This window comes from Lachnoclostridium phocaeense (assembly GCF_959599685.1).
GTDB lineage: Bacteria > Bacillota > Clostridia > Lachnospirales > Lachnospiraceae > Claveliimonas > Claveliimonas monacensis.
The window spans coordinates 136,240-155,566 of sequence record NZ_CAUGIN010000004.1; the positions used below are offsets into that span (position 1 = coordinate 136,240).

A 19,327-nucleotide genomic window follows, 5' to 3' on the forward strand; every position below is an offset into this window, starting at 1 on the left:
TGAAAATGGTTTTTTCACGAAAAGATATTTCAGAAGTCAGCGAGTCTATCTTCCGGGAACAGAGAGAACTGAGAAAAGAGAGACTTCTGGCCAGTCCGGCCCTGATTATCGGCCTGGTCGGATTTGTCGTTATTTTACTCCTTGCTGTTTTTGTCCCCATTTTTAATCCTGTCGATCCGGATGCTATGGAGGTAGCCAGCAGGCTGCAGGCGCCGGGCAGGGGGCACTGGTTTGGGACGGATGAGTTTGGCAGGGATCTGTTTGTACGTGTTATGTATGGGGCAAGAGTTTCCCTGTGGGTTGGAGGCTGTGTTGCCGTGTTTTCCTGTGTGCTGGGGATCGTCATCGGGATTTACGCGAGCTATTTTAAGGTGCTGGATCAGATTCTTATGAGGATCTGTGACGGCCTGATTGCAATTCCCGGCATTTTGCTGGCAATTGCTCTTATTGCGGCGCTCGGTACATCCAGCTGGAATGTGATAGTGGCGCTTACCGTAGTGTATACGCCCAGTGTGGCCAGGACAGTCCGGGCCAGTGCTATGGTCATTAGGGAACAGGCTTATGTGGAGGCTGCCAAAGTACAGGGGTTCAGTAATTTTCGTATCCTTTGGCGGATGATACTGCCGGGAGTGATTTCGCCTTTGACGGTGCAGGCTTCTTTTATCTTTGCGCAGGCAATCATCTCTGAGGCATCCCTGAGTTTCCTAGGGGCAGGTATCCCTGCTCCTGCAGCCAGTTGGGGGAATATGCTTGAGGCGAGCAAGATGGTGTTTTCCCGGGCTCCATGGACAATGATCTGTCCGGGAGCAGCAGTCATTCTCTGCGTCCTGAGCCTGAATCTTCTGGGTGATGGGCTTAGGGATTTCCTTGATCCAAAAGTGAAAGGAGGCAGGAGAAAATGACGAACAGTAATATAGTAAATGAAGGACGGCCTATGCTGGAGATAAAAGATCTGAGAGTTTTGTTCCCGGTCCATAAAGCCTGGCTGCCGGCAGTGGATGGTGTATCCCTGAAAGCTATGCCGGGAGAGATTATTGGTGTGGTGGGGGAGTCCGGCTCTGGGAAAAGTGTGATGTCGCAGTCCGTACTTAGGTTGAGAGACCATGATACAGCTGTGAAATATGAAGGAGAAATCCTTTTTGAAGGTGAGGACCTGCTGAAGAAACCTCTCGGCGAGATGAGGAGTATCAGAGGAAACAGGATATCTATTATTTTCCAGGATCCTCTGAATTCCTTGAGCCCCGTCCATACGGTAGAAGGCCAGCTGTCGGAGGTTTTGATCCTGCACAAAAACATGACCAAATCCGAGGCTATAGACAAAAGTATTCAGATGTTAAAATTAACGGGTATTCCTGATCCTGAAGCCTGTATGAAAAAATATCCCTTTGAGCTTTCCGGAGGAATGCAGCAGAGGGTTATGATCGCTATGGCGCTGGCCTGTGAGCCCAGACTTCTGATCGCAGACGAGCCCACCACAGCGCTGGACGTGACGATCCAGGAGCAGATCCTGCATCTGATAAGAGAACTTAATGAGCATATGGGAATGTCCGTACTTTTTATCACCCATGATATGGGAGCTGTGTCTCGGCTCTGCCACAGCATCAAGGTCATGTATTTGGGGCAGGTGGTGGAGGACGCCAGGACGGAGGAGCTTTTTGCAAATCCTCTTCATCCCTATACAAAAGGACTGCTGGCCTGTATTCCCCATCTTCGGGTAGACAGAGGCAGAGAACTGCCGACGATCCAGGGATTTGTGCCATCGCTGTCAGCCATACCAAAAGGCTGCCATTTCTGTACCAGATGCGATCAGGCCGACGACAGGTGCAGAGAGTTGCCGCCGCCTTTGGTGGAGATAGGAGAAGGACATTTTGTAAAATGTTGGAAATGTGGTGCCCGGGATATGGAAGGGGAGGTGAGAGTATGAGCAGACATCTGCTGGAGATTAAAGATCTGAAAAAGATATACCCTCTTCGCAACGGGAAAAATGGATTTTTTGGACCCAAGAAGCATATGAGTGCGGTGGATGGCGTTTCCCTCTATATTAATGAAGGGGAAACCTATGGACTGGTAGGAGAATCTGGATGCGGGAAGTCTACTACCGGAAGGATCATTGTCGGATTGACCAAGGCTGACAGTGGAACTGTCATATATGAGGGGAAAGACATTGGAGCAATGAGCGAAAAGGAATTTCGACCTCTGAGAAATGAGCTGCAGATGGTGTTCCAGAATTCGCTGTCTGCGCTGAATCCCAGGAGGCGAGTTGGCGATATATTGGATGAGATCCTTGCAGTGCACCAGATGACAGACAGCGCTGCTAGGCGGGAGAGGGTTTTAGATACGCTGAGAAAAGTAGGACTTTCAGAGGAACACTATTTCCGTTTCCCTCATGAACTGTCCGGAGGACAGGTCCAGAGGCTGGGCATAGCCAGTGCGCTTATCATCGGACCAAAGCTGATCGTCTGTGATGAGCCGGTTTCCGCTTTGGATGTCTCTATCCAGGCACAGATACTGAATATGCTGGTGGAGCTCCAGAGAGAGCTGGATCTGAGCCTGCTCTTTATTTCTCATGACATTGGTGTGATCCGGTTTATCTCGGATCGGATAGGAGTGATGTATCTGGGAAGCCTGGTAGAAGAGACGGATACAGAAACACTTTTTGACAAGCCTCTCCATCCCTACACGAAGACACTTTTTGCAGCGGTACCGGACCCTTATATCAAAGGAGGAGGATTTCGGGCGCTGGAAGGAGAACAGCCGGTGCGCACGGAGGATTTTTCTGGATGTGCATTCCGCAGCCGATGTCCCTATGCCACGGAGAAATGTGAAAAGGAAAAGCCGGAATTCAGGGAAGTGGAACCGGGCCACAGGGTGGCTTGCCACTATATTGGAAAATAGATATACAGGACAAACAGTAATGCGAGAGGCCCGCAGACGTTCACAGTGTCTACGGGCCTCTCAATGTATATCATGAAATGAGTAAAGAGTGGAGCATGTTTATACGGACTCGGCAATCTCCTTTGTGATCTTCAGGAATTTGTCGACGTCCTCTGCGCCATGACAGTGGAGCGGTGATACGCGGATCGCGCCCGGGATACCCAGGGTGTCCACGATCCTCCTGGAGTACATGCTGCTTCTCACACGCTCAAATACGGTGACGCCTCTCTTCATGTACTCGATAACGCACTCAGGGTAATCAATGCCCTTGATGCCCATGGCGATGATCAGGTCTTTGTATGTAAGGTCTTCCATATCTACGTAAACTTCCACATTAGGGATATGACGGAGTCCCGGGACTTCCGGAGTTCCTTCCAGCATACGGTACAGAAGAGCTCTCTCCTGCATGTGGATGCGGTTCATGCCCTCCACGAACAGCTCGCGCTTGTCCTGGCTGTGGATGAAGTGCTCGCCGATGGCGCACACATAGTCGATGACAGCCATCATGGCAGCGAAGTTGCCGGGCGTAGGTGTGCCGAGAGCCCACACGTTGGCGTCCTTGAAGGTCAGCTTGTGGTGCATCATGGTGGCCACCCGGTCCGATACATAGGCAAATCCGCAGCCTCTTACACCAAAGAATTTGTAAGGCGCGATGTTGGTGGCGTCAACGCCCCAGTCCTCCACGTCGATCACAGCGTGGGGGGCGTGCTGCACAGCGTCTGTGATCACGTAGCATTCAGGATTGACTTCTTTTACTCTCCGGACGATCTCTTTGACGTCCATGATGTTTCCGGAGATGTTGGATGCAGCCATGATGCTGACAAGGCAGGTGTCCTTGTCCACGTATTTCATAACCTCATCTACGTCAATTCCGCCGGTGGTCTTGTTGGCCGGAACCTCCCGGAATTCTCTTCCTGTCTTCGTGCAGGCGTACTCTACAGCGTCGTGTGCTGACGGGTGCTCCAGGCAGGATGTCACAGCGTTCGTTCCCCATTTTACATTTTCAAGAATGACATCCACGATCTGGAACATGGTCTGGGAAGCGGAGAGCTCTGTCACGAGAGCGCCGCTTTTGGCTCCGAAGACAACCTCCAGTATCTCTTTCGTCCCCTCGGATACATAGTGAGCCAGCTTCAGACCTCTGGCATAGTTTCTCTCCGGGCAGTCCGGGAACTGCTCGCAGGCTGCTTTTGCCTCAACGGCGGCTCTCAGGCGAAGAGATCCGCCGGAGTTCTCGAAGAAAAGACGTGGCCCGTAGAGCGGGTCTGCATCCGCGTAACAGAACTGTGCCTTCAGGTGCTTCTGGTATTCCTCCGGGAATAATATTCCGTGTTCTGCGTTCATAGTTTCTCCTCCTTTTCATCAGGATTAAGTCTCCTTTATTTCTTATCCATATCATATCATGCACAAAAAAAATTGTGAAATGAATATTTTCATTGTATAATATTGAAAAAATTTATATTTGCCGATGCAAGAGGAGGGAACTTATGAACCTGGCGGAGATTGAGACATTTTTGATGATCGTGAAGACAAAAAATATCACAAAGACGGCGGAAAATCTTTTCCTGTCCCAGCCCACCGTGAGCCACAGGCTGAAATCCCTGGAGGAGGAGCTGGACGTAAAGCTCATCGCGAGGAAGAAGGGCTACAAGCAGATCGAGATCACGACCCAGGGCGAAGCATTTATCCCCATTGCGGAGCGCTGGGTTTCCGTCTGGAGAGAGATGCAGTACTTGAAGCACAGCCAGGAGACGCTCTATCTGACTGTGGGATGTACGGACACCATGAATTCTGTGCTCATGGAGCTCTACCATCAGATGCTGGGGGAGAAGGAGCAAAATATCAACCTTCATATTAAAACACACTATTCCTACGAGCTCTATGAGCTGCTGGAGAACCATGAGATCGACATTGGGTTTGTCTACCATCACCTGCATTTCAGGAATATCGAGGTGGAGCCGGTCCTGCGGGAGAAAATGTATATCGTGCAGCCCGAGCCCGCGCTGATAGAGAAGAGGGTCATCCAAATTGATGAGCTGGACCCGGCCAACGAGATCTTTGTGAGCTGGGACGGGGATTTTCAGATCTGGCATGACCAGAAGGTGGGGAAGGGAAAGCGCCCAAAGGCGTGGGTGGACAGCTTCTGCCTTCTGTATCACCTGCTGGACGAGGAGGGGGCGTGGGCGATCGTCCCCGCATCGGTGGCGCGTCGGATCGCAAACCTCAAGTCGGTGTACGTCAGCCGGATCGGGGGCGGCGTCACTCCGCCGGAGCGGACGATCTACAAGATCAGGCACAAGTATCCCAACGAGGCTACTCTGAAAGCGGTCAGGATATTTGAGGGAAAGATGGAAAACTATCTGAAAGAGATCGGGTGGGAGCTGCCGGATGAGGAAATTTAAAATAAATATAGAAGTTGTTAATATTTCAAGAAGAAATAATCTATTTTATGAAATAAAAACCTTGTGCTATACTGTGAATAGTTAATAAAGAAACGAATGAATTGGACGAAAAATTAAGACAATTCAACAAAAACGAAACAGGTTGAAGTCAAATGAAAGGAGTGAACGAGCATGGAGGCAGAATTTCTGACGGGCGGCGACGAGTCTTTGTATGTGAAGCTTGGGGATGAGATCAGTCTGGAAGTCAACGGGAGAGTGAAGAGCCTGATGCAGAGACTGGAGGCGGACCCTGTGGAGGGCATTGCGGAGATGGTCCCCACCTATGCGACGCTGATGATCCACTACAGACCGGAGAAGATCCTTTACGGTCAGCTCGTGGAGGAAGTGAAGAAGAGACTGGACGGAGCAGGGGAAGAGAAGACGGAAGTCTCCCAGATCGTGAAAGTGCTCCCCATCTGCTATGACAGGGAGTTTGCGCTGGACCTGGACGAGTGCGCGGCCTTTGAGAAGATATCTGTGGAGGAGTTCATCCGCATGCACTCAGAGCATGAGTACTATGCGTACATGCTGGGAGTTGCCCCGGGACATGCCTACATGGCCAGGTTCGAGGAGCCCTTCCACTTCAAGAGAAGGACGGAGCCCAGAGTACGCATCAACGGCCGCTCCATCGTGGCGGCGGAGACCCAGTCCAACCTGATCCCCTTTGACCAGCCCTGCGGCTGGAATGTGGTGGCAGGCACACCCTGTAACATCTGCGACTACTCCAAGGAACAGCCCTTCCTTGTAAACGCGGGGGACTGGGTGAAATATCAGCCTGTCAGCCGGAAAGAGTATGATCTCATCCGTGCGGACGTGGAGAGAGGAACCTATAAACTGGAGACATATGTGAAAAAGGCGGTGAAATAAAAGATGGGAATTATCGTTGAAAATCCGGGTATCCAGACGACCGTGCAGGATGAGGGGCGATTCGGATACCAGCAGTTCGGCGTATCGCCGGCAGGTCCTATGGATACAAAGTCCTTTTTCCTCGCCAATATACTGGCAGGTAATAAGAGAGGGGAGAGCGCCCTGGAGGTCACCTTCATGGGTCCTGCATTGAAATTTGAAGAGGACAATATCATAGCGGTGACGGGGGCCAACGTATCTCCGGCAGTGAACGGAGAGGCAATTCCCATGTACCAGGCCGTGCTCATCCACGCGGGAGACACACTTTCCTTTGGAGTGGCAAACGGCGGCAGCCGCGCCTACATCGCTTTTGCCGGCGGATTGGATGTTCCGGTAGTCATGGGCAGCAAGTCTACATTGATGAGGAATAAGCTGGGCGGCGTGGAAGGCCGAAAGCTGGAGAAAGGGGACAGGATCGGTTTTGTGAAGCCGAAGACCAGTCTTCCGAAGATGGAGCTGAGAAAACTGGAGCCGGAGAAATTCCCCCAGAAGGAAATCACGGTGCGGGTGGTGACCGGGCCTCAGGACACAGCCTTTACAGAGGAAGAAGTGCGGAAATTCTTCTGGTACAGCGCCACCATCACCAATGAGTCGGACAGAATGGGCATCCGGCTGGAGAGGGAGGAGCCCCTGCACCATATCAAAGATGGAAATATACTGACGGACGGCGTTGCTTTCGGCTCCATCCAGGTGCCCACAAACGGGCAGGTCATTATCATGATGGCAGACCGGCAGACGACAGGCGGCTACACAAAGATAGGGACGGTCATTTCTGTGGATCTTCCCAAACTGGCTCAGGCCCAGCCTGGCTACAAGGTACATTTTGTGAGAGTAGGCATTCAGCTTGCCCAGGAGCTGTATCTGCGGCAGCAGAAAGAACTGAAGAACCTGGAGAGATGTCTGGGACAGAGGAGCTGAGAAACCTTGCCGCACAGGTGCGGCGCCACATAGAAGGGGAAATGAAACATGAAACTGGAAAAGATCACAGCCCTGCTCCACGAAGTGGACAGATCCGGCGTGACAGAATTTGAGATACAGGACGGAGACTTCCGCATCTCCATCAAAAAGACGGCGGCCCAGGCGGAAAGCGGCCAGGCAGCCCCGGCGGTGAGCGGCCGGCAGGCGGAGCCTGAGGAGAAAGAGGAAGAAGTGTCCATCCAGGAAGGAACCATCATACGCTCGCCCCTTGTAGGCATCTTCCATGCCTCCGACAGCCAGAGTGGAGAGCCCTTTGTGACTGTGGGAAGCACGGTGGAACAGGGACAGGTGATGGGAACCATCGAGGCAATGAAGATGATGAACGATGTAGTGGCAGGATGCGGCGGCACAGTGTCTGAAGTCCTTGTAAAGGACGGGGAACTGGTAGAGTACGCGCAGCCTCTCTTCGTCATCGAGGGATAGGAGCAAAAAGAGATGTTTCGGAAAATACTGATTGCAAACAGAGGAGAGATCGCTGTGCGCATCATCCGGGCCTGCCGGGAGATGGGCATCCGCACCGTGGCAGTGTACTCCGAGGCAGACGAGGATGCCATGCATGTGAGACTGGCAGATGAGGCAGTCTGCATCGGTCCGGCGGCTCCGTCCGCCAGCTACCTGGATATGGACCGGCTCATCAGCACGGCCCTGGCCACAAAGGCGGAGGCCATCCATCCGGGATTTGGCTTTCTCTCCGAAAATGCAGATTTTGCAGAGAAATGTGCGAAGTTCGGCATTACATTTATCGGACCTTCCGGTGAGCTTATCGACAAGATGGGCAACAAATCCGAGGCAAAACATACCATGAAAGAGGCGGGGATCCCTGTGGTTCCGGGAACGGACAGCCCGGTGTACGAGGCGGAGGAAGCCCTGGAGGCGGCGGAGGTCATCGGCTTCCCCGTCATGATCAAAGCCTCTGCGGGAGGCGGCGGAAAAGGCATGCGCCTTGCCTGGAACAGCCAGGAGTTCCCGGGGCTCTTCCACGCGGCAAAGCAGGAGGCGGTGAACGCCTTCGGGGACGGCAGCATGTACCTGGAGCGTTATGTACAGTCTCCCAGACACATCGAAGTCCAGATCATGGCCGACAAGTTCGGGAATGTAATCCATCTGGGCGAGAGGGACTGCTCGGTGCAGAGAAGGCACCAGAAAATGATAGAAGAGTCACCCTGTGCCTTTATCTCCCCGGAGACCCGGGAAAAGATCTGTGCCACAGCAGTGCAGGCGGCGAAGGCCGTGGGATACGAGAATGCGGGAACCATCGAGTTCCTCCTGGACCAGTCCGGCGAGTTCTTCTTCATGGAGATGAACACCAGGATCCAGGTGGAGCACCCGGTCAGCGAGCTGGTCTCCGGTGTGGATTTGATCCGGGAGCAGATCAGCGTAGCTGCCGGCCTTCCCCTAAGTGTGAAGCAGGAGGACATCTGCTTCAGGGGACACGCCCTTGAGTGCAGGATCAATGCGGAGGACCCGCTGCATAATTTCATGCCCTGCCCGGGGACGGTGGAGAAGCTCTATCTCCCGGGCGGCAACGGAGTGCGGATGGATACAGCCATCTACCCGGGCTACACCATACCGCCCTACTATGATTCCATGATCGTCAAGATCATCGCCTATGACAGGGACAGGATGAGCGCCATCCGGAAGATGATCAGCGTCCTGGGCGAGTTCAGGATCAAGGGAGTGACTACAAATCTGGATTTCCTCTACGATGTGCTGAATCATCCGGATTTCCAGAGCGGCATGTTCAGTACAGACTTCATAGAGAGACACTATGAGCTGTAGGATATAAAATCACTATCAACAAGATGCCGGCCGCCGGGCCGGCGCAGTATCAACACAAGAAAGGAAGAAGCGAATATGAAGATCGTAGTATTAGACGGTTACACACTGAACCCTGGAGATATTTCCTGGGAGGGAATGGAAGCTTTTGGCGAGGTGACGGTGTATGACCGCACAAAGGCTGAAGATGTAGTGGAGCGCATCGGGGATGCAGAGGTAGTCTACACAAACAAGACTCCTATCACAAAAGAGACAATGGACGCCTGCCCCGGCATGAAGTTCATTGGCGTTCTGGCAACAGGCTACAACATCGTGGATGTAGCTGCCGCAAAGGAGAAAGGGATCCCGGTATCCAACATTCCTACATACGGAACAGCCGCTGTTTCTCAGTTCGCCATCGCTCTTCTGCTGGAGCTGTGCCACCATATCGGCGAGCACTCTGACGCTGTAAAAGCAGGCGAGTGGACAAGCAATCCGGACTGGTGCTTCTGGAAATATCCTCTTGTTGAGCTGGCTGGCAAGAACATGGGTATCATCGGCTTTGGCCGGATCGGACAGGATACAGGCAAGATCGCCCAGGCACTCGGAATGAAAGTCCTGGCATACGACGCGTTCAAGCGTCCGGAGCTGGAGAGCGACACATGCAAATATGTGGATCTGGACACGCTGCTGGCGCAGTCCGACGTGATCTCCCTGCACTGCCCGCTGTTCCCGGATACAGAAGGCATCATCAATAAAGACACCATCGCCAAAATGAAAGACGGCGTCATGATCATAAACGACTCAAGAGGCCCCCTTATTGTAGAGCAGGATCTCAGAGACGCTCTTGACAGCGGCAAGGTGGCAGGAGCTGCCCTGGACGTTGTATCCACAGAGCCCATCCAGATGGATAACCCGCTCCTTGGAGCAAAGAACGTGATCCTCACACCCCATATCGCATGGGCGCCGAAGGAGTCAAGGCAGAGGCTGATGGACATCGCGGTTGATAACCTGAAATGCTACGTGGACGGCAAACCGCAGAATGTCGTAAATGCATAAATATTTTAAAGAGGGATGCAAAACACAGCAAAAACAAAAAGAAAGGGTGGAAAAGACTATGTATCAGGTGGATTTGAACAGTGACATGGGTGAAAGCTTCGGCGCCTATAAGCTGGGCGGCGATGAGGAGATCATCAAGTATGTGACAACGGCAAACGTAGCCTGCGGATGGCATGCGGGAGATCCCATGGTAATGGACAAGACAGTCCGCATGGCAAAGGAGAGGGGCGTCATGGTAGGCGCGCACCCGGGATATCCGGATCTGATGGGCTTCGGACGCCGCAAAATGGTTCTGGCTCCTGCAGAGATCAAGAACTATGTGAAATATCAGATCGGAGCACTCTCCGCTTTCACACAGAGCTACGGTATGAAACTGCAGCATGTGGCTCCCCACGGCTCTATGGGCAACCAGTGCCAGTATGATGAGGAAGTTTCCACAGCGATTGTGGACGCCATCTGCGAGGTGGACAAGGACCTCATCGTCTACTACTGCGCAGGCGCTGTCTTAGGACAGATCGCTGAGAGCAGAGGCCTTCGCACGGCTTCCGAGATCTTCGCAGACCGTGCATACATGGATGATCTTTCTCTCGTTCCGAGAAAGATGGAGGGTTCCATGATCACAGACGAGAACATTGCCATTGAGAGATGCGTACGCATGATCAAAGAAGGCAAGGTAACATCCATCAACGGAAAAGAACTGGACATCAAGGGCGACACACTCTGTGTACACGGCGACGGGCCCAAGGCGCTTGCCTTCGTTCAGAAGATCCGTGAAAGATTTACACAAGAGGGGATTGAGATCAAACATCTGTAGAAGATGCAAAGTAAAGGAGTGAAGAAAATATGAGTAACACACAGAAGAAACAAATGTCTGTTGTCAAGAAGATGATCATTGCTCTGGTCGGCGGACTTGCAGTCGGACTTATCTTTATGTTTATCCGCAGCTCCATGCTGGAATCCGGAAATGAAGGTACATGGGACATCATCAATAAGATCCTCTTCCAGGATATCACAGCTGCTGACGGAACTGCGGCGCTGGGTCTTTTCTACATCATCGGACAGCTCTTTATGAGGGGTCTGCAGGCAGCCATCGTACCATTAGTACTTGTTTCCCTGAGCCTTGCCATGTGCAGTATCTCCAGCTCCACCAAGCTGGGAAGGATTGCAGGACGCACGGTGCTCGGCTTCGTCTGCTTCTACGTTGTGGGCGCTTTCTTCGGAGGCCTTGTGGCATATGCCATGAAGAACGCGGGCCTCTTCAATGTAGAGCTGCCAGCTGAGGCGGTCACAGAGGCGGCCACCATCGACCAGTTCAACCCGCTGGCTACTATCGTGACAGCGGTCCCCTCCAATATTACAGAGGTATTCAGCAGCAACAACAGCATCCTGGCAGTCGTTGTGGTAGCTATCGTCATCGGCTTGTGTCTGCAGGCGCTGGGCGAGAAGGGCGAGCCTCTGAAGAAGGTGTTTGAGAGCGTCAGCGAAGTGGTCAACATGTATCTGACCTTCCTCATCAACAAGGTAGGCCCTGTTGCCATCTTCTGCCTCGTATCCCGCACCTTCGCCATCTACGGCGCTGAGTACCTGGCGCCGGCGGCAGCCTACATTGTGGGAGCTATGCTTACCCTGTTCGTGCTCGTGGTAACCCTGTACCCAATCGGTATCTGGCTCACCACAAGGCTGAATCCATTCAAGTTCTTAAAGAAGATCGCGAAAGTCGGTGTGTTTGGATTCTCCGTAAACTCATCCGCAGCCACACTGCCTCTGAACACCAGAACATGTCTGGACGAGCTGGGCTGCAGCGAGGAGATCACAAGCTTTGTGCTCCCCACAGGTATGACCATCAACATGAACGGTACGACAGTCATGCACATGTTTGCCGTGACTTTTATCGCCACCAGCTCGGGCATCGACGTGACACCGGCAAACCTGATCGTCATCGCATTCCTCTCCATCTGCGCGGCCATGGGCTGCCCGGCTATCCCGATCGCAGGAACAACCCTGATCGTGACCATCCTCTCCGGTATGGGCTGGACCTCCGATCTGTGCATGATCGCTTACGCACTGGTCGTAGCTATCAACCGTCCTGTTGAGATGGCGCTCCTGCCTCTGAATGTTATCGGCGACGCTGCTACAAACGTCATCGTAAACGCAAAAGAGAAGGAGATCGATCTGGACGTATACAACAGCTAATCAGATATACATACATCCTGTAACCAGACGGCATAAAGATCCCGGGACTGTTAAAGCCCGGGATCTCTGCATATATGGATGAACGGCGGCACGGACAGGAGTGTGCAGATAAAAAAGATTGTCATTTTTATGGGATTGAGCTATAATAAAAAAAGCGAAGTCTGTGCTGTGCGCGGTACATGACGCTGCGCAGCATAATTTAAGGAAGTGGAGGAGACAATCATGTTAGTATCAGCAAAAGAGATGCTTGAAAAAGCAGTAGAGGGCCACTATGCAGTAGGCCAGTTCAACATCAACAATCTGGAGTGGACAAAATCCATTCTTCTCACAGCAGAGGAGCTGAAATCACCTGTAATCCTGGGTGTGTCCGAGGGAGCAGGAAAATACATGACAGGTTTCAAGACAGTTGCAGCCATGGTGAAAGCCATGATCGAAGAACTGAACATTACAGTTCCGGTTGCACTTCACCTGGATCACGGCACATACGAAGGATGCTACAAATGTATCGAGGCTGGATTTTCATCCATCATGTTCGACGGTTCCCATTATCCTATCGAGGAGAACGTAGCTAAGACAAAAGAGCTTGTTGCCGTATGTGCAGAGAAAGGCTTATCTCTCGAGGCAGAGGTAGGATCCATCGGCGGCGAGGAAGACGGCGTTGTAGGTATGGGCGAGTGCGCAGATCCCCAGGAGTGCAAGATGATCGCTGATCTGGGCGTTACCATGCTGGCAGCCGGCATCGGAAACATCCACGGAAAATATCCTGCAAACTGGCAGGGCCTCAGCTTTGAGACTCTGGATGCCATCCAGAAGCTGACAGGCAAGATGCCCCTCGTTCTTCACGGCGGCACAGGTATCCCGGAAGATATGATCAAGAAAGCCATCGACCTTGGCGTTGCAAAGATCAATGTAAATACAGAGTGCCAGCTGTCCTTTGCGGACGCTACACGCAAGTACATCGAGGCCGGAAAAGACCTGGAGGGCAAAGGATTTGATCCGCGTAAACTTCTGAAACCAGGCGCAGATGCAATCATGCAGACTGTAAAAGAGAAGATGGAATTATTCGGTTCCGTTGGAAAAGCCTAGGGAGAAGACAGTATATATTGACAGGTGTAAAGGTGTTCCGGTCCGATGAGGGCCGGAGTACCTTTTTCTGGTCATAGTCATGTGCGAAACAGGCGGTTTCCTGCATGACTATGGCCAGAAGGAATGAAGGAAAGGAATTTGGAGGCCATATGAGCGAATTAATCAACATTGCAGAGATATTTGGAGAAAATGTCTTTGATGACGCTACCATGCAGGAGCGACTGCCAAAGAAAGTCTATAAAGATCTGAAAAAGATGATCGAGGACGGCAAGGAACTTGACCTTGCCACTGCGGACGTCATTGCCCATGAGATGAAAGAGTGGGCCATTGAGAAGGGAGCAACCCATTACACCCACTGGTTCCAGCCGCTGACGGGAACCACGGCGGAGAAACATGATTCCTTTATCTCCGCTCCCATGGAGAGCGGCAAGGTGCTGATGAGTTTTTCGGGCAAGGAGCTGATCAAGGGAGAGCCGGACGCATCTTCCTTCCCGTCAGGCGGTCTGCGGGCTACCTTTGAGGCGAGAGGCTACACGGCCTGGGACTGCACGTCCCCGGCTTTTGTGAGGAAGGACGCGGCGGGAGCGACTCTGTGTATCCCCACGGCCTTCTGTTCCTACACGGGGGAGGCTTTGGACCAGAAGACTCCGCTCCTCCGCTCTATGGAGGCTATCAATGAACAGTCTCTGCGTCTGATCCGTCTGTTCGGCAACACGACAGCTAAGAAGGTAACACCCTCTGTGGGCGCGGAGCAGGAATACTTCCTGGTAGATGCCAGGAAGTTCCACGAGAGAAAGGACCTGATCTACACCGGGCGCACGCTCTTTGGAGCTATGCCGCCCAAGGGACAGGAGCTGGACGACCATTATTTCGGCACCATACGACAGCGGATCGCGTCTTTTATGAAGGATGTCAATGAAGAACTCTGGAAGATGGGCGTGACAGCCAAGACACAGCACAATGAGGTGGCGCCGGCCCAGCATGAGCTGGCCCCCATCTACGCCAAGGCCAATGTGGCGGTGGATCACAACCAGATTGTTATGCAGACCCTGAAGCGGGTTGCCTCCGAGCACGGTATGAAATGCCTTCTCCACGAGAAGCCATTTGCCGGCGTCAACGGCTCCGGCAAGCACAATAACTGGTCCCTCACAACGGACGAGGGCAAGAACCTGCTGGATCCGGGCAAGACACCCCACGAGAATATCCAGTTCCTGCTTGTTCTCACCTGTATCCTGAAAGCGGTGGACGAGCATGCGGCTCTTCTGCGGGAGTCAGCGGCAGACCCGGGCAATGATCACAGACTGGGAGCCAACGAGGCACCTCCGGCCATTATCTCTGTCTTTTTAGGAGAGCAGCTGGAGGATGTGCTGGAGCAGCTGATCATGACAGGGGAGGCTACCCACAGCCTGAATACCGGGAAACTGCAGACCGGTGTGCGGACCCTTCCGGATCTTGCCAAAGATACGTCCGACAGAAACAGGACCTCTCCGTTTGCGTTTACAGGCAACAAGTTTGAGTTCCGTATGGTGGGCTCCAGAGACTCTGTGGCAGGCTCCAACATCGTGCTCAACACTATCGTGGCGGATGCATTTGCCAAAGCCTGCGATATCCTGGAAAAGGCGGATGACTTTGAGAAGGCAGTCCATGATCTGATCAAACAGTATGCCACAGAGCACTACCGCATCGTCTTCAACGGAAACGGCTACTCGGATGAGTGGATTGCGGAGGCGGAAAGAAGAGGGCTTCCCAATATCCGTTCTATGGTGGAGGCCATCCCAGCCCTGGTGACGGAGGATACTATCACTCTGTTTGAAAGATACCACGTATTCACAAGAGCAGAGCTTGAGTCCCGTGCGGAGATCAAGTATGAGAATTATGCAAAGGCTATTAATATAGAAGCAAGGACTATGATCGATATGGCCAGCAAGCAGATCATCCCGGCCATCATCAAGTACACAAAGACACTGGCAGATACTGTGAACTCTGTGAGAGAGGCGGGAGCGGAGCCGGTTGTACAGACGCAGCTTCTGGGAGAGATCTCAGACCTTCTTGTGCAGACCAAGAAAGCGCTGGATGTTCTGGTGAAGGAGACTGAGTCGGCGGCGTCCATGGAAGAGGGCGAGATCCAGGCCAGATTCTACCACGATACGGTGTTCCCGGCTATGGAAGCGCTCCGTGCGCCGGTAGATGAGCTGGAAATGATCGTGGACAAAGAAGCGTGGCCTATGCCATCCTACGGCGATCTCATGTTTGAGGTATAGAAAGAAAAGGGCGCTTCATACTTAATAAAGTTATAATAAAATGTTCATAACCCTGCACTTGGAATAGAGGGACAGATATGCTATTCTAGGTGCAGGGTATTTTGCGCCAGGGAAGAGCCGCGGCGCGCATGGAATAAAAGGGCAGGAGGACAGGTGAATGACAAGACAGGAATTTCTGGCAAAACTCAGGCAGGCGCTGGAGAGTGAACTGGACCACAGGACTGTGCAGGAAAATGTGGATTATTACAATTCCTATATTATAGAAGAGACGGCGAAGGGAAGGCCGGAGAGCGATGTGATCGCAGAGCTGGGTGATCCCTGGGTGATCGCCCGCTCCGTCATCGGCATGTCCGGGGACGGGCTGGGAGCCCAGACAGCCTATGAGACGGCTTCGGGAAGAGGTCAGGAAAACAAGAGCCGGGAAAAGAGCGGCGGCTACCAGGGCAGAGGGGAGGGAGGCGGATTTTCCGCTTTCGGAACCTGGTGGAAAAGATTGCTTCTTGTTCTGGGAATTATCGGCGTATTTCTGCTGGTGATCGCAGTGATCGGGGGGATCTTCTCCCTGCTGATGCCGATTCTCGTGCCGGTGCTGGTGATCGTGCTGATCATCCGGCTGATCGGCGGGGCGAGGCGGTGACAGATCCTTGAACTGGGAAAGAGGAGACGGCGCAGAAAAGAGAGAAAATAAAAAGACAAAGGTAAAAGACCGATGGGGGAGCCATCGGTCTTTTGAGGGGAGTATAAATAATTAATAAGGGGTTGTAGAAAGTATTCTTTCTACATGCATAAGTATAATATACTGCACTGGAAAAAGCAAGAAAAAAATTAAAAAAAACTTAATATATAAATGGACACATAGAAAGGCTGTTTTCGGACACACTAACTGTGTACCAAATGAACAGGAGGAATGAAATATGGCAAAGAATTGTAATCATTCAAACAACATGGGAAATTCTGAAAACGCATATGAGTCCAAAAAGAATGGGTACAGCAAAAACGCTTCCCGAAATGCCAACGACAAAAATGCGTCTACAAAAAACACAGCTGGAAAAAATGCATCCGGCAAAAACGCATCCAGGAACCAGACGACAGACAGCTACAATTACAGTGACACAACAGACAACTACTAGATGGCTGTCAGACAGGACAAGGGCGGAGATCTCGCGAGGGATCTCCGCTTTTGCATTGACAAAATTCTTTTTTGACCATAAGATGTAAGTTAAAGATAGAGAGATGGAGAGAGATATGGATAGAATAGAACTGATCGCCCCCTGTCATTTCGGCCTGGAAGCAGTGCTGAAAAGAGAGATACAGGATCTGGGATATGAGATTTCCGGGACGGAAGACGGCAGAGTGACTTTTTATGCGGATATGGCAGGCATCAGCAGGGCAAATATTTTCCTGCGGACTGCGGAGAGAGTGCTTCTTAAGGCCGGGGAATTCAAGGCAGAGACTTTTGATGAGCTCTTTGAAAGGACCCGGGAGATCCCCTGGGAGAGATACATACCCTCTGATGGAAAATTCTGGGTGGCCAAGGCGGCGTCAGTGAAGAGCCGGCTGTTCAGCCCCTCGGATATCCAGTCCATCATGAAGAAAGCCATGGTCCGGAGGCTGCAGGAGCACTACCGCACGGACTGGTTTAAAGAGGATGGAGCCTCTTACCCCCTGCGGGTCTTTCTCAAGAAAGACGTGGTCACCGTAGGGATCGACACCTCCGGGGTGTCGCTTCACAAGAGAGGATACAGAGAAGTGTCGGGAAAGGCGCCTATTACGGAGACGCTGGCGGCTGCCCTGATCATGCTGACTCCCTGGAGGGGCGACCGGATCCTGGTGGACCCTTTTTGCGGCAGCGGGACTTTCCCCATTGAAGCGGCCATGATGGCGGCAGATATCGCGCCGGGCATGAACCGTTCCTTCACGGCGGAAGAGTGGACAAATCTGATCCCAAGGAGAGCCTGGTACGATGCGGTGGACGAGGCTGCATCCCGGGTGCGGACTGAGATTGAGACGGATATACAGGGATATGACATTGACAGCTCTGTCATCAAAGTAGCCAGACGAAATGCCCGGGAGGCGGGAGTGGATCACCTGATCCATTTTCAGGAGAGGGATGTGAGGGATCTGCGGCATCCGAAAAAGTACGGCTTTGTCATCACAAACCCGCCCTACGGGGAGAGACTGGAGGACAAGAGGGACCTTCCGGATCTGTACCGTGCATTTGGGGAGAGCTTTAAAAGGCTGGACAGCTGGTCAGCCTACATGATCACCAGCTATGAGGATGCGGAGCGGTATTTTGGCAGAAAGGCGCAGAAGAACCGGAAGATATATAATGGAATGCTGAAGACGTATTTTTATCAGTTTCCGGGGCCAAAACCTCCCAGGAAAGATGCAGGAAAAGGAGCAGACTGAAGATGAAAAAGATTATATTTGCCACAGGCAATGAGAATAAAATGGTGGAGATCCGGCAGATCCTGTCAGACCTTGGCATGGAGATCCTGTCCCAGAAGGAGGCGGGGATCCAGGCAGATCCGGAAGAAAACGGGACCACCTTTGAGGAGAACGCCCTGATCAAGGCCAGAGCAGTGCGCAGCATTGCCGCCGGGATGGAGGAGAACAAAGACGCGGTTATCCTGGCTGACGACTCAGGACTGGAGATCGATCACCTGAACAAGGAGCCGGGTATTTACTCCGCCCGCTATATGGGAACGGACACATCCTACGATATCAAGAACAATGCGCTGCTTGAAAGACTGGAAGGCGTGCCTGACGAGGAGAGAACCGCCCGCTTTGTATGTGCCATTGCCGCCGCTTTTCCTGACGGCACGGAGGAAGTGGTGCGGGGAACGATGGAGGGACGCATCGGCCATGAGATCGCAGGAGAGAACGGGTTTGGCTATGATCCAATCTTCTTCCTGCCGGAGTACGGCTGTACAAGCGCCCAGCTGTCCCCGGAGAAAAAGAATTCTCTCAGCCACCGGGGCGAGGGGCTGAGAAAGATGCGCAGGATCATGGAAGAGCGGCTGGAGGAAGGCCGGTAGGCACAGAATAGTTGGAGAAGGAATGGTCAAATGAGGATACTGATCGTAAGTGATACACACAAGGCCCATGGAAATCTGGAAAGAGTGCTGCAGATGGAGGGACCCATCGATATGCTGATCCATCTGGGTGATGTGGAAGGGAGAGCGGACTATATTGAGGCGATAGCCGGCTGTCCGGTGCATATGGTGAGCGGAAACAATGACTTCTTCTCCGATCTGCCCTGGGAAGAAGAATTTTTCATCGGGGATCACCATGTCTTTATCACCCACGGGCATGGCTACTTTGTTGGAATGAATGAGGACAAGCTGAAGGCGGAGGCGAGAGGCCGGGGAGCAGACATTGTCATGTACGGCCACACCCACATGCCTGCCCTCACGATAGAAGCGGACCTTGTGACACTGAATCCGGGCAGTATCTCCTACCCCAGGCAGAAGGGGAGAAAACCCAGTTATATTATGATGGAGATGGACCCGGAGGGCAGAGCATTCTATGAGATAAGATACCTTGTGTGAGGCTGTTATCGGATCCGGATGAAAAAATAAAAAAAGTTGTTGACATCGGAAGAAGGTTCAGATATAATTATTCTCGTGCCACGTGAGTGCGCACAAGTGAATAGACCTCGGGGTGTGGCTCAGCTTGGCTAGAGCGCCTGGTTTGGGACCAGGAGGTCGCAGG

19 protein-coding genes are annotated in these 19,327 nt (G+C 52.5%); 18 read left to right on the forward strand and 1 reads right to left on the reverse strand.

Translation table 11 applies throughout. The features are described 5' to 3' along the window. Nucleotides 1-5: 5 nt before the first annotated feature. The 3 genes from Q5911_RS03155 to Q5911_RS03165 are packed head-to-tail and all read left to right on the forward strand — an operon-like array spanning nucleotide 6 to nucleotide 2,895. The gene (locus tag Q5911_RS03155) at nucleotides 6-902 is read left to right on the forward strand and encodes an ABC transporter permease (RefSeq protein ID WP_303180904.1); all 897 of its coding nucleotides are present in this window, start codon (nucleotides 6-8) and stop codon (nucleotides 900-902) included. Then, nucleotides 899-1,924 (forward strand): ABC transporter ATP-binding protein, encoded by a 1,026-nt coding sequence (locus Q5911_RS03160; protein ID WP_303180905.1) that lies wholly within the window; start codon nucleotides 899-901, stop codon nucleotides 1,922-1,924. The genes Q5911_RS03155 and Q5911_RS03160 overlap by 4 nt, the downstream gene beginning before the upstream one ends. Further along, complete coding sequence (locus tag Q5911_RS03165) at nucleotides 1,921-2,895, forward strand: ABC transporter ATP-binding protein (RefSeq protein WP_303180907.1); 975 nt, start codon at nucleotides 1,921-1,923, stop codon at nucleotides 2,893-2,895. Before Q5911_RS03160 ends, Q5911_RS03165 begins: the two co-directional genes overlap by 4 nt. A 99-nt stretch (nucleotides 2,896-2,994) precedes the next feature. Here the strand turns inward: Q5911_RS03165 and Q5911_RS03170 are convergent, their stop codons facing one another. After that, nucleotides 2,995-4,278 (reverse strand): aminotransferase class V-fold PLP-dependent enzyme, encoded by a 1,284-nt coding sequence (locus Q5911_RS03170; protein ID WP_303180908.1) that lies wholly within the window; start codon nucleotides 4,276-4,278, stop codon nucleotides 2,995-2,997. A gap of 143 nt (nucleotides 4,279-4,421) precedes the next feature. Between Q5911_RS03170 and Q5911_RS03175 the strand changes: the two genes are divergently transcribed. The 15 genes from Q5911_RS03175 to Q5911_RS03245 all read left to right on the forward strand — a co-directional run bounded on the left by Q5911_RS03175 (nucleotide 4,422) and on the right by Q5911_RS03245 (nucleotide 19,164). After that, a complete protein-coding gene (locus Q5911_RS03175) occupies nucleotides 4,422-5,336 on the forward strand; it encodes a LysR family transcriptional regulator (protein ID WP_303180911.1) in 915 nt (304 codons plus the stop codon). Nucleotides 5,337-5,507: 171 nt separating this feature from the next. Then, nucleotides 5,508-6,242 carry a 5-oxoprolinase subunit B family protein gene (locus Q5911_RS03180; RefSeq protein WP_138304030.1) on the forward strand — a complete coding sequence of 245 codons (735 nt, stop codon included), beginning with the start codon at nucleotides 5,508-5,510 and terminating at the stop codon, nucleotides 6,240-6,242. Nucleotides 6,243-6,245: 3 nt separating this feature from the next. Next, the gene (locus Q5911_RS03185) at nucleotides 6,246-7,199 is read left to right on the forward strand and encodes a biotin-dependent carboxyltransferase family protein (protein WP_138304028.1); all 954 of its coding nucleotides are present in this window, start codon (nucleotides 6,246-6,248) and stop codon (nucleotides 7,197-7,199) included. Between the two features lie 48 nt (nucleotides 7,200-7,247). Then, nucleotides 7,248-7,682, forward strand: coding sequence for an acetyl-CoA carboxylase biotin carboxyl carrier protein (gene accB / locus Q5911_RS03190; protein ID WP_138304026.1), 435 nt, complete (start codon nucleotides 7,248-7,250; stop codon nucleotides 7,680-7,682). Nucleotides 7,683-7,694: 12 nt separating this feature from the next. Further along, on the forward strand, nucleotides 7,695-9,038 hold the full coding sequence (gene accC, locus Q5911_RS03195; protein WP_033124678.1) for an acetyl-CoA carboxylase biotin carboxylase subunit: 1,344 nt from the start codon (nucleotides 7,695-7,697) through the stop codon (nucleotides 9,036-9,038). Between the two features lie 75 nt (nucleotides 9,039-9,113). After that, a complete protein-coding gene (locus Q5911_RS03200; protein ID WP_033124679.1) occupies nucleotides 9,114-10,073 on the forward strand; it encodes a D-2-hydroxyacid dehydrogenase in 960 nt (319 codons plus the stop codon). A 58-nt stretch (nucleotides 10,074-10,131) separates the two neighbouring features. Further along, nucleotides 10,132-10,887, forward strand: a complete 756-nt coding sequence (locus Q5911_RS03205) for a LamB/YcsF family protein (protein WP_033124804.1) — start codon at nucleotides 10,132-10,134, stop codon at nucleotides 10,885-10,887. Between the two features lie 29 nt (nucleotides 10,888-10,916). Beyond that, nucleotides 10,917-12,266, forward strand: coding sequence for a dicarboxylate/amino acid:cation symporter (locus Q5911_RS03210; protein ID WP_303180915.1), 1,350 nt, complete (start codon nucleotides 10,917-10,919; stop codon nucleotides 12,264-12,266). 222 nt (nucleotides 12,267-12,488) lie between these two features. Next, entirely contained in the window at nucleotides 12,489-13,352 is an 864-nt protein-coding gene (gene fba, locus Q5911_RS03215) for a class II fructose-1,6-bisphosphate aldolase (RefSeq protein WP_226394436.1), read from the forward strand. A gap of 149 nt (nucleotides 13,353-13,501) precedes the next feature. Then, nucleotides 13,502-15,613, forward strand: coding sequence for a glutamine synthetase III family protein (locus Q5911_RS03220; protein WP_303180918.1), 2,112 nt, complete (start codon nucleotides 13,502-13,504; stop codon nucleotides 15,611-15,613). 157 nt (nucleotides 15,614-15,770) lie between these two features. Further along, the gene (locus tag Q5911_RS03225; protein WP_226394434.1) at nucleotides 15,771-16,250 is read left to right on the forward strand and encodes a DUF1700 domain-containing protein; all 480 of its coding nucleotides are present in this window, start codon (nucleotides 15,771-15,773) and stop codon (nucleotides 16,248-16,250) included. A 277-nt stretch (nucleotides 16,251-16,527) separates the two neighbouring features. After that, on the forward strand, nucleotides 16,528-16,743 hold the full coding sequence (locus Q5911_RS03230) for a hypothetical protein (protein WP_138302777.1): 216 nt from the start codon (nucleotides 16,528-16,530) through the stop codon (nucleotides 16,741-16,743). 115 nt (nucleotides 16,744-16,858) lie between these two features. After that, nucleotides 16,859-18,022 (forward strand): THUMP domain-containing class I SAM-dependent RNA methyltransferase, encoded by a 1,164-nt coding sequence (locus Q5911_RS03235; protein ID WP_138302778.1) that lies wholly within the window; start codon nucleotides 16,859-16,861, stop codon nucleotides 18,020-18,022. A 2-nt stretch (nucleotides 18,023-18,024) separates the two neighbouring features. Next, the gene (gene rdgB, locus Q5911_RS03240) at nucleotides 18,025-18,651 is read left to right on the forward strand and encodes an RdgB/HAM1 family non-canonical purine NTP pyrophosphatase (protein WP_226394433.1); all 627 of its coding nucleotides are present in this window, start codon (nucleotides 18,025-18,027) and stop codon (nucleotides 18,649-18,651) included. A gap of 30 nt (nucleotides 18,652-18,681) precedes the next feature. Then, entirely contained in the window at nucleotides 18,682-19,164 is a 483-nt protein-coding gene (locus tag Q5911_RS03245; protein WP_138302780.1) for a metallophosphoesterase family protein, read from the forward strand. Nucleotides 19,165-19,327 lie beyond the last annotated feature (163 nt).

Bases quoted from the DNA above. Each gene is read 5' to 3' on its own strand.
- Q5911_RS03155 (WP_303180904.1), top strand. From the start codon at position 6: ATGGTTTTTTCACGAAAAGATATTTCAGAAGTCAGCGAGTCTATCTTC.
- Q5911_RS03160 (WP_303180905.1), top strand. From the start codon at position 899: ATGACGAACAGTAATATAGTAAATGAAGGACGGCCTATGCTGGAGATA.
- Q5911_RS03165 (WP_303180907.1), top strand. From the start codon at position 1,921: ATGAGCAGACATCTGCTGGAGATTAAAGATCTGAAAAAGATATACCCT.
- Q5911_RS03170 (WP_303180908.1), bottom strand. From the start codon at position 4,278: ATGAACGCAGAACACGGAATATTATTCCCGGAGGAATACCAGAAGCAC.
- Q5911_RS03175 (WP_303180911.1), top strand. From the start codon at position 4,422: ATGAACCTGGCGGAGATTGAGACATTTTTGATGATCGTGAAGACAAAA.
- Q5911_RS03180 (WP_138304030.1), top strand. From the start codon at position 5,508: ATGGAGGCAGAATTTCTGACGGGCGGCGACGAGTCTTTGTATGTGAAG.
- Q5911_RS03185 (WP_138304028.1), top strand. From the start codon at position 6,246: ATGGGAATTATCGTTGAAAATCCGGGTATCCAGACGACCGTGCAGGAT.
- accB (WP_138304026.1), top strand. From the start codon at position 7,248: ATGAAACTGGAAAAGATCACAGCCCTGCTCCACGAAGTGGACAGATCC.
- accC (WP_033124678.1), top strand. From the start codon at position 7,695: ATGTTTCGGAAAATACTGATTGCAAACAGAGGAGAGATCGCTGTGCGC.
- Q5911_RS03200 (WP_033124679.1), top strand. From the start codon at position 9,114: ATGAAGATCGTAGTATTAGACGGTTACACACTGAACCCTGGAGATATT.
- Q5911_RS03205 (WP_033124804.1), top strand. From the start codon at position 10,132: ATGTATCAGGTGGATTTGAACAGTGACATGGGTGAAAGCTTCGGCGCC.
- Q5911_RS03210 (WP_303180915.1), top strand. From the start codon at position 10,917: ATGAGTAACACACAGAAGAAACAAATGTCTGTTGTCAAGAAGATGATC.
- fba (WP_226394436.1), top strand. From the start codon at position 12,489: ATGTTAGTATCAGCAAAAGAGATGCTTGAAAAAGCAGTAGAGGGCCAC.
- Q5911_RS03220 (WP_303180918.1), top strand. From the start codon at position 13,502: ATGAGCGAATTAATCAACATTGCAGAGATATTTGGAGAAAATGTCTTT.
- Q5911_RS03225 (WP_226394434.1), top strand. From the start codon at position 15,771: ATGACAAGACAGGAATTTCTGGCAAAACTCAGGCAGGCGCTGGAGAGT.
- Q5911_RS03230 (WP_138302777.1), top strand. From the start codon at position 16,528: ATGGCAAAGAATTGTAATCATTCAAACAACATGGGAAATTCTGAAAAC.
- Q5911_RS03235 (WP_138302778.1), top strand. From the start codon at position 16,859: ATGGATAGAATAGAACTGATCGCCCCCTGTCATTTCGGCCTGGAAGCA.
- rdgB (WP_226394433.1), top strand. From the start codon at position 18,025: ATGAAAAAGATTATATTTGCCACAGGCAATGAGAATAAAATGGTGGAG.
- Q5911_RS03245 (WP_138302780.1), top strand. From the start codon at position 18,682: ATGAGGATACTGATCGTAAGTGATACACACAAGGCCCATGGAAATCTG.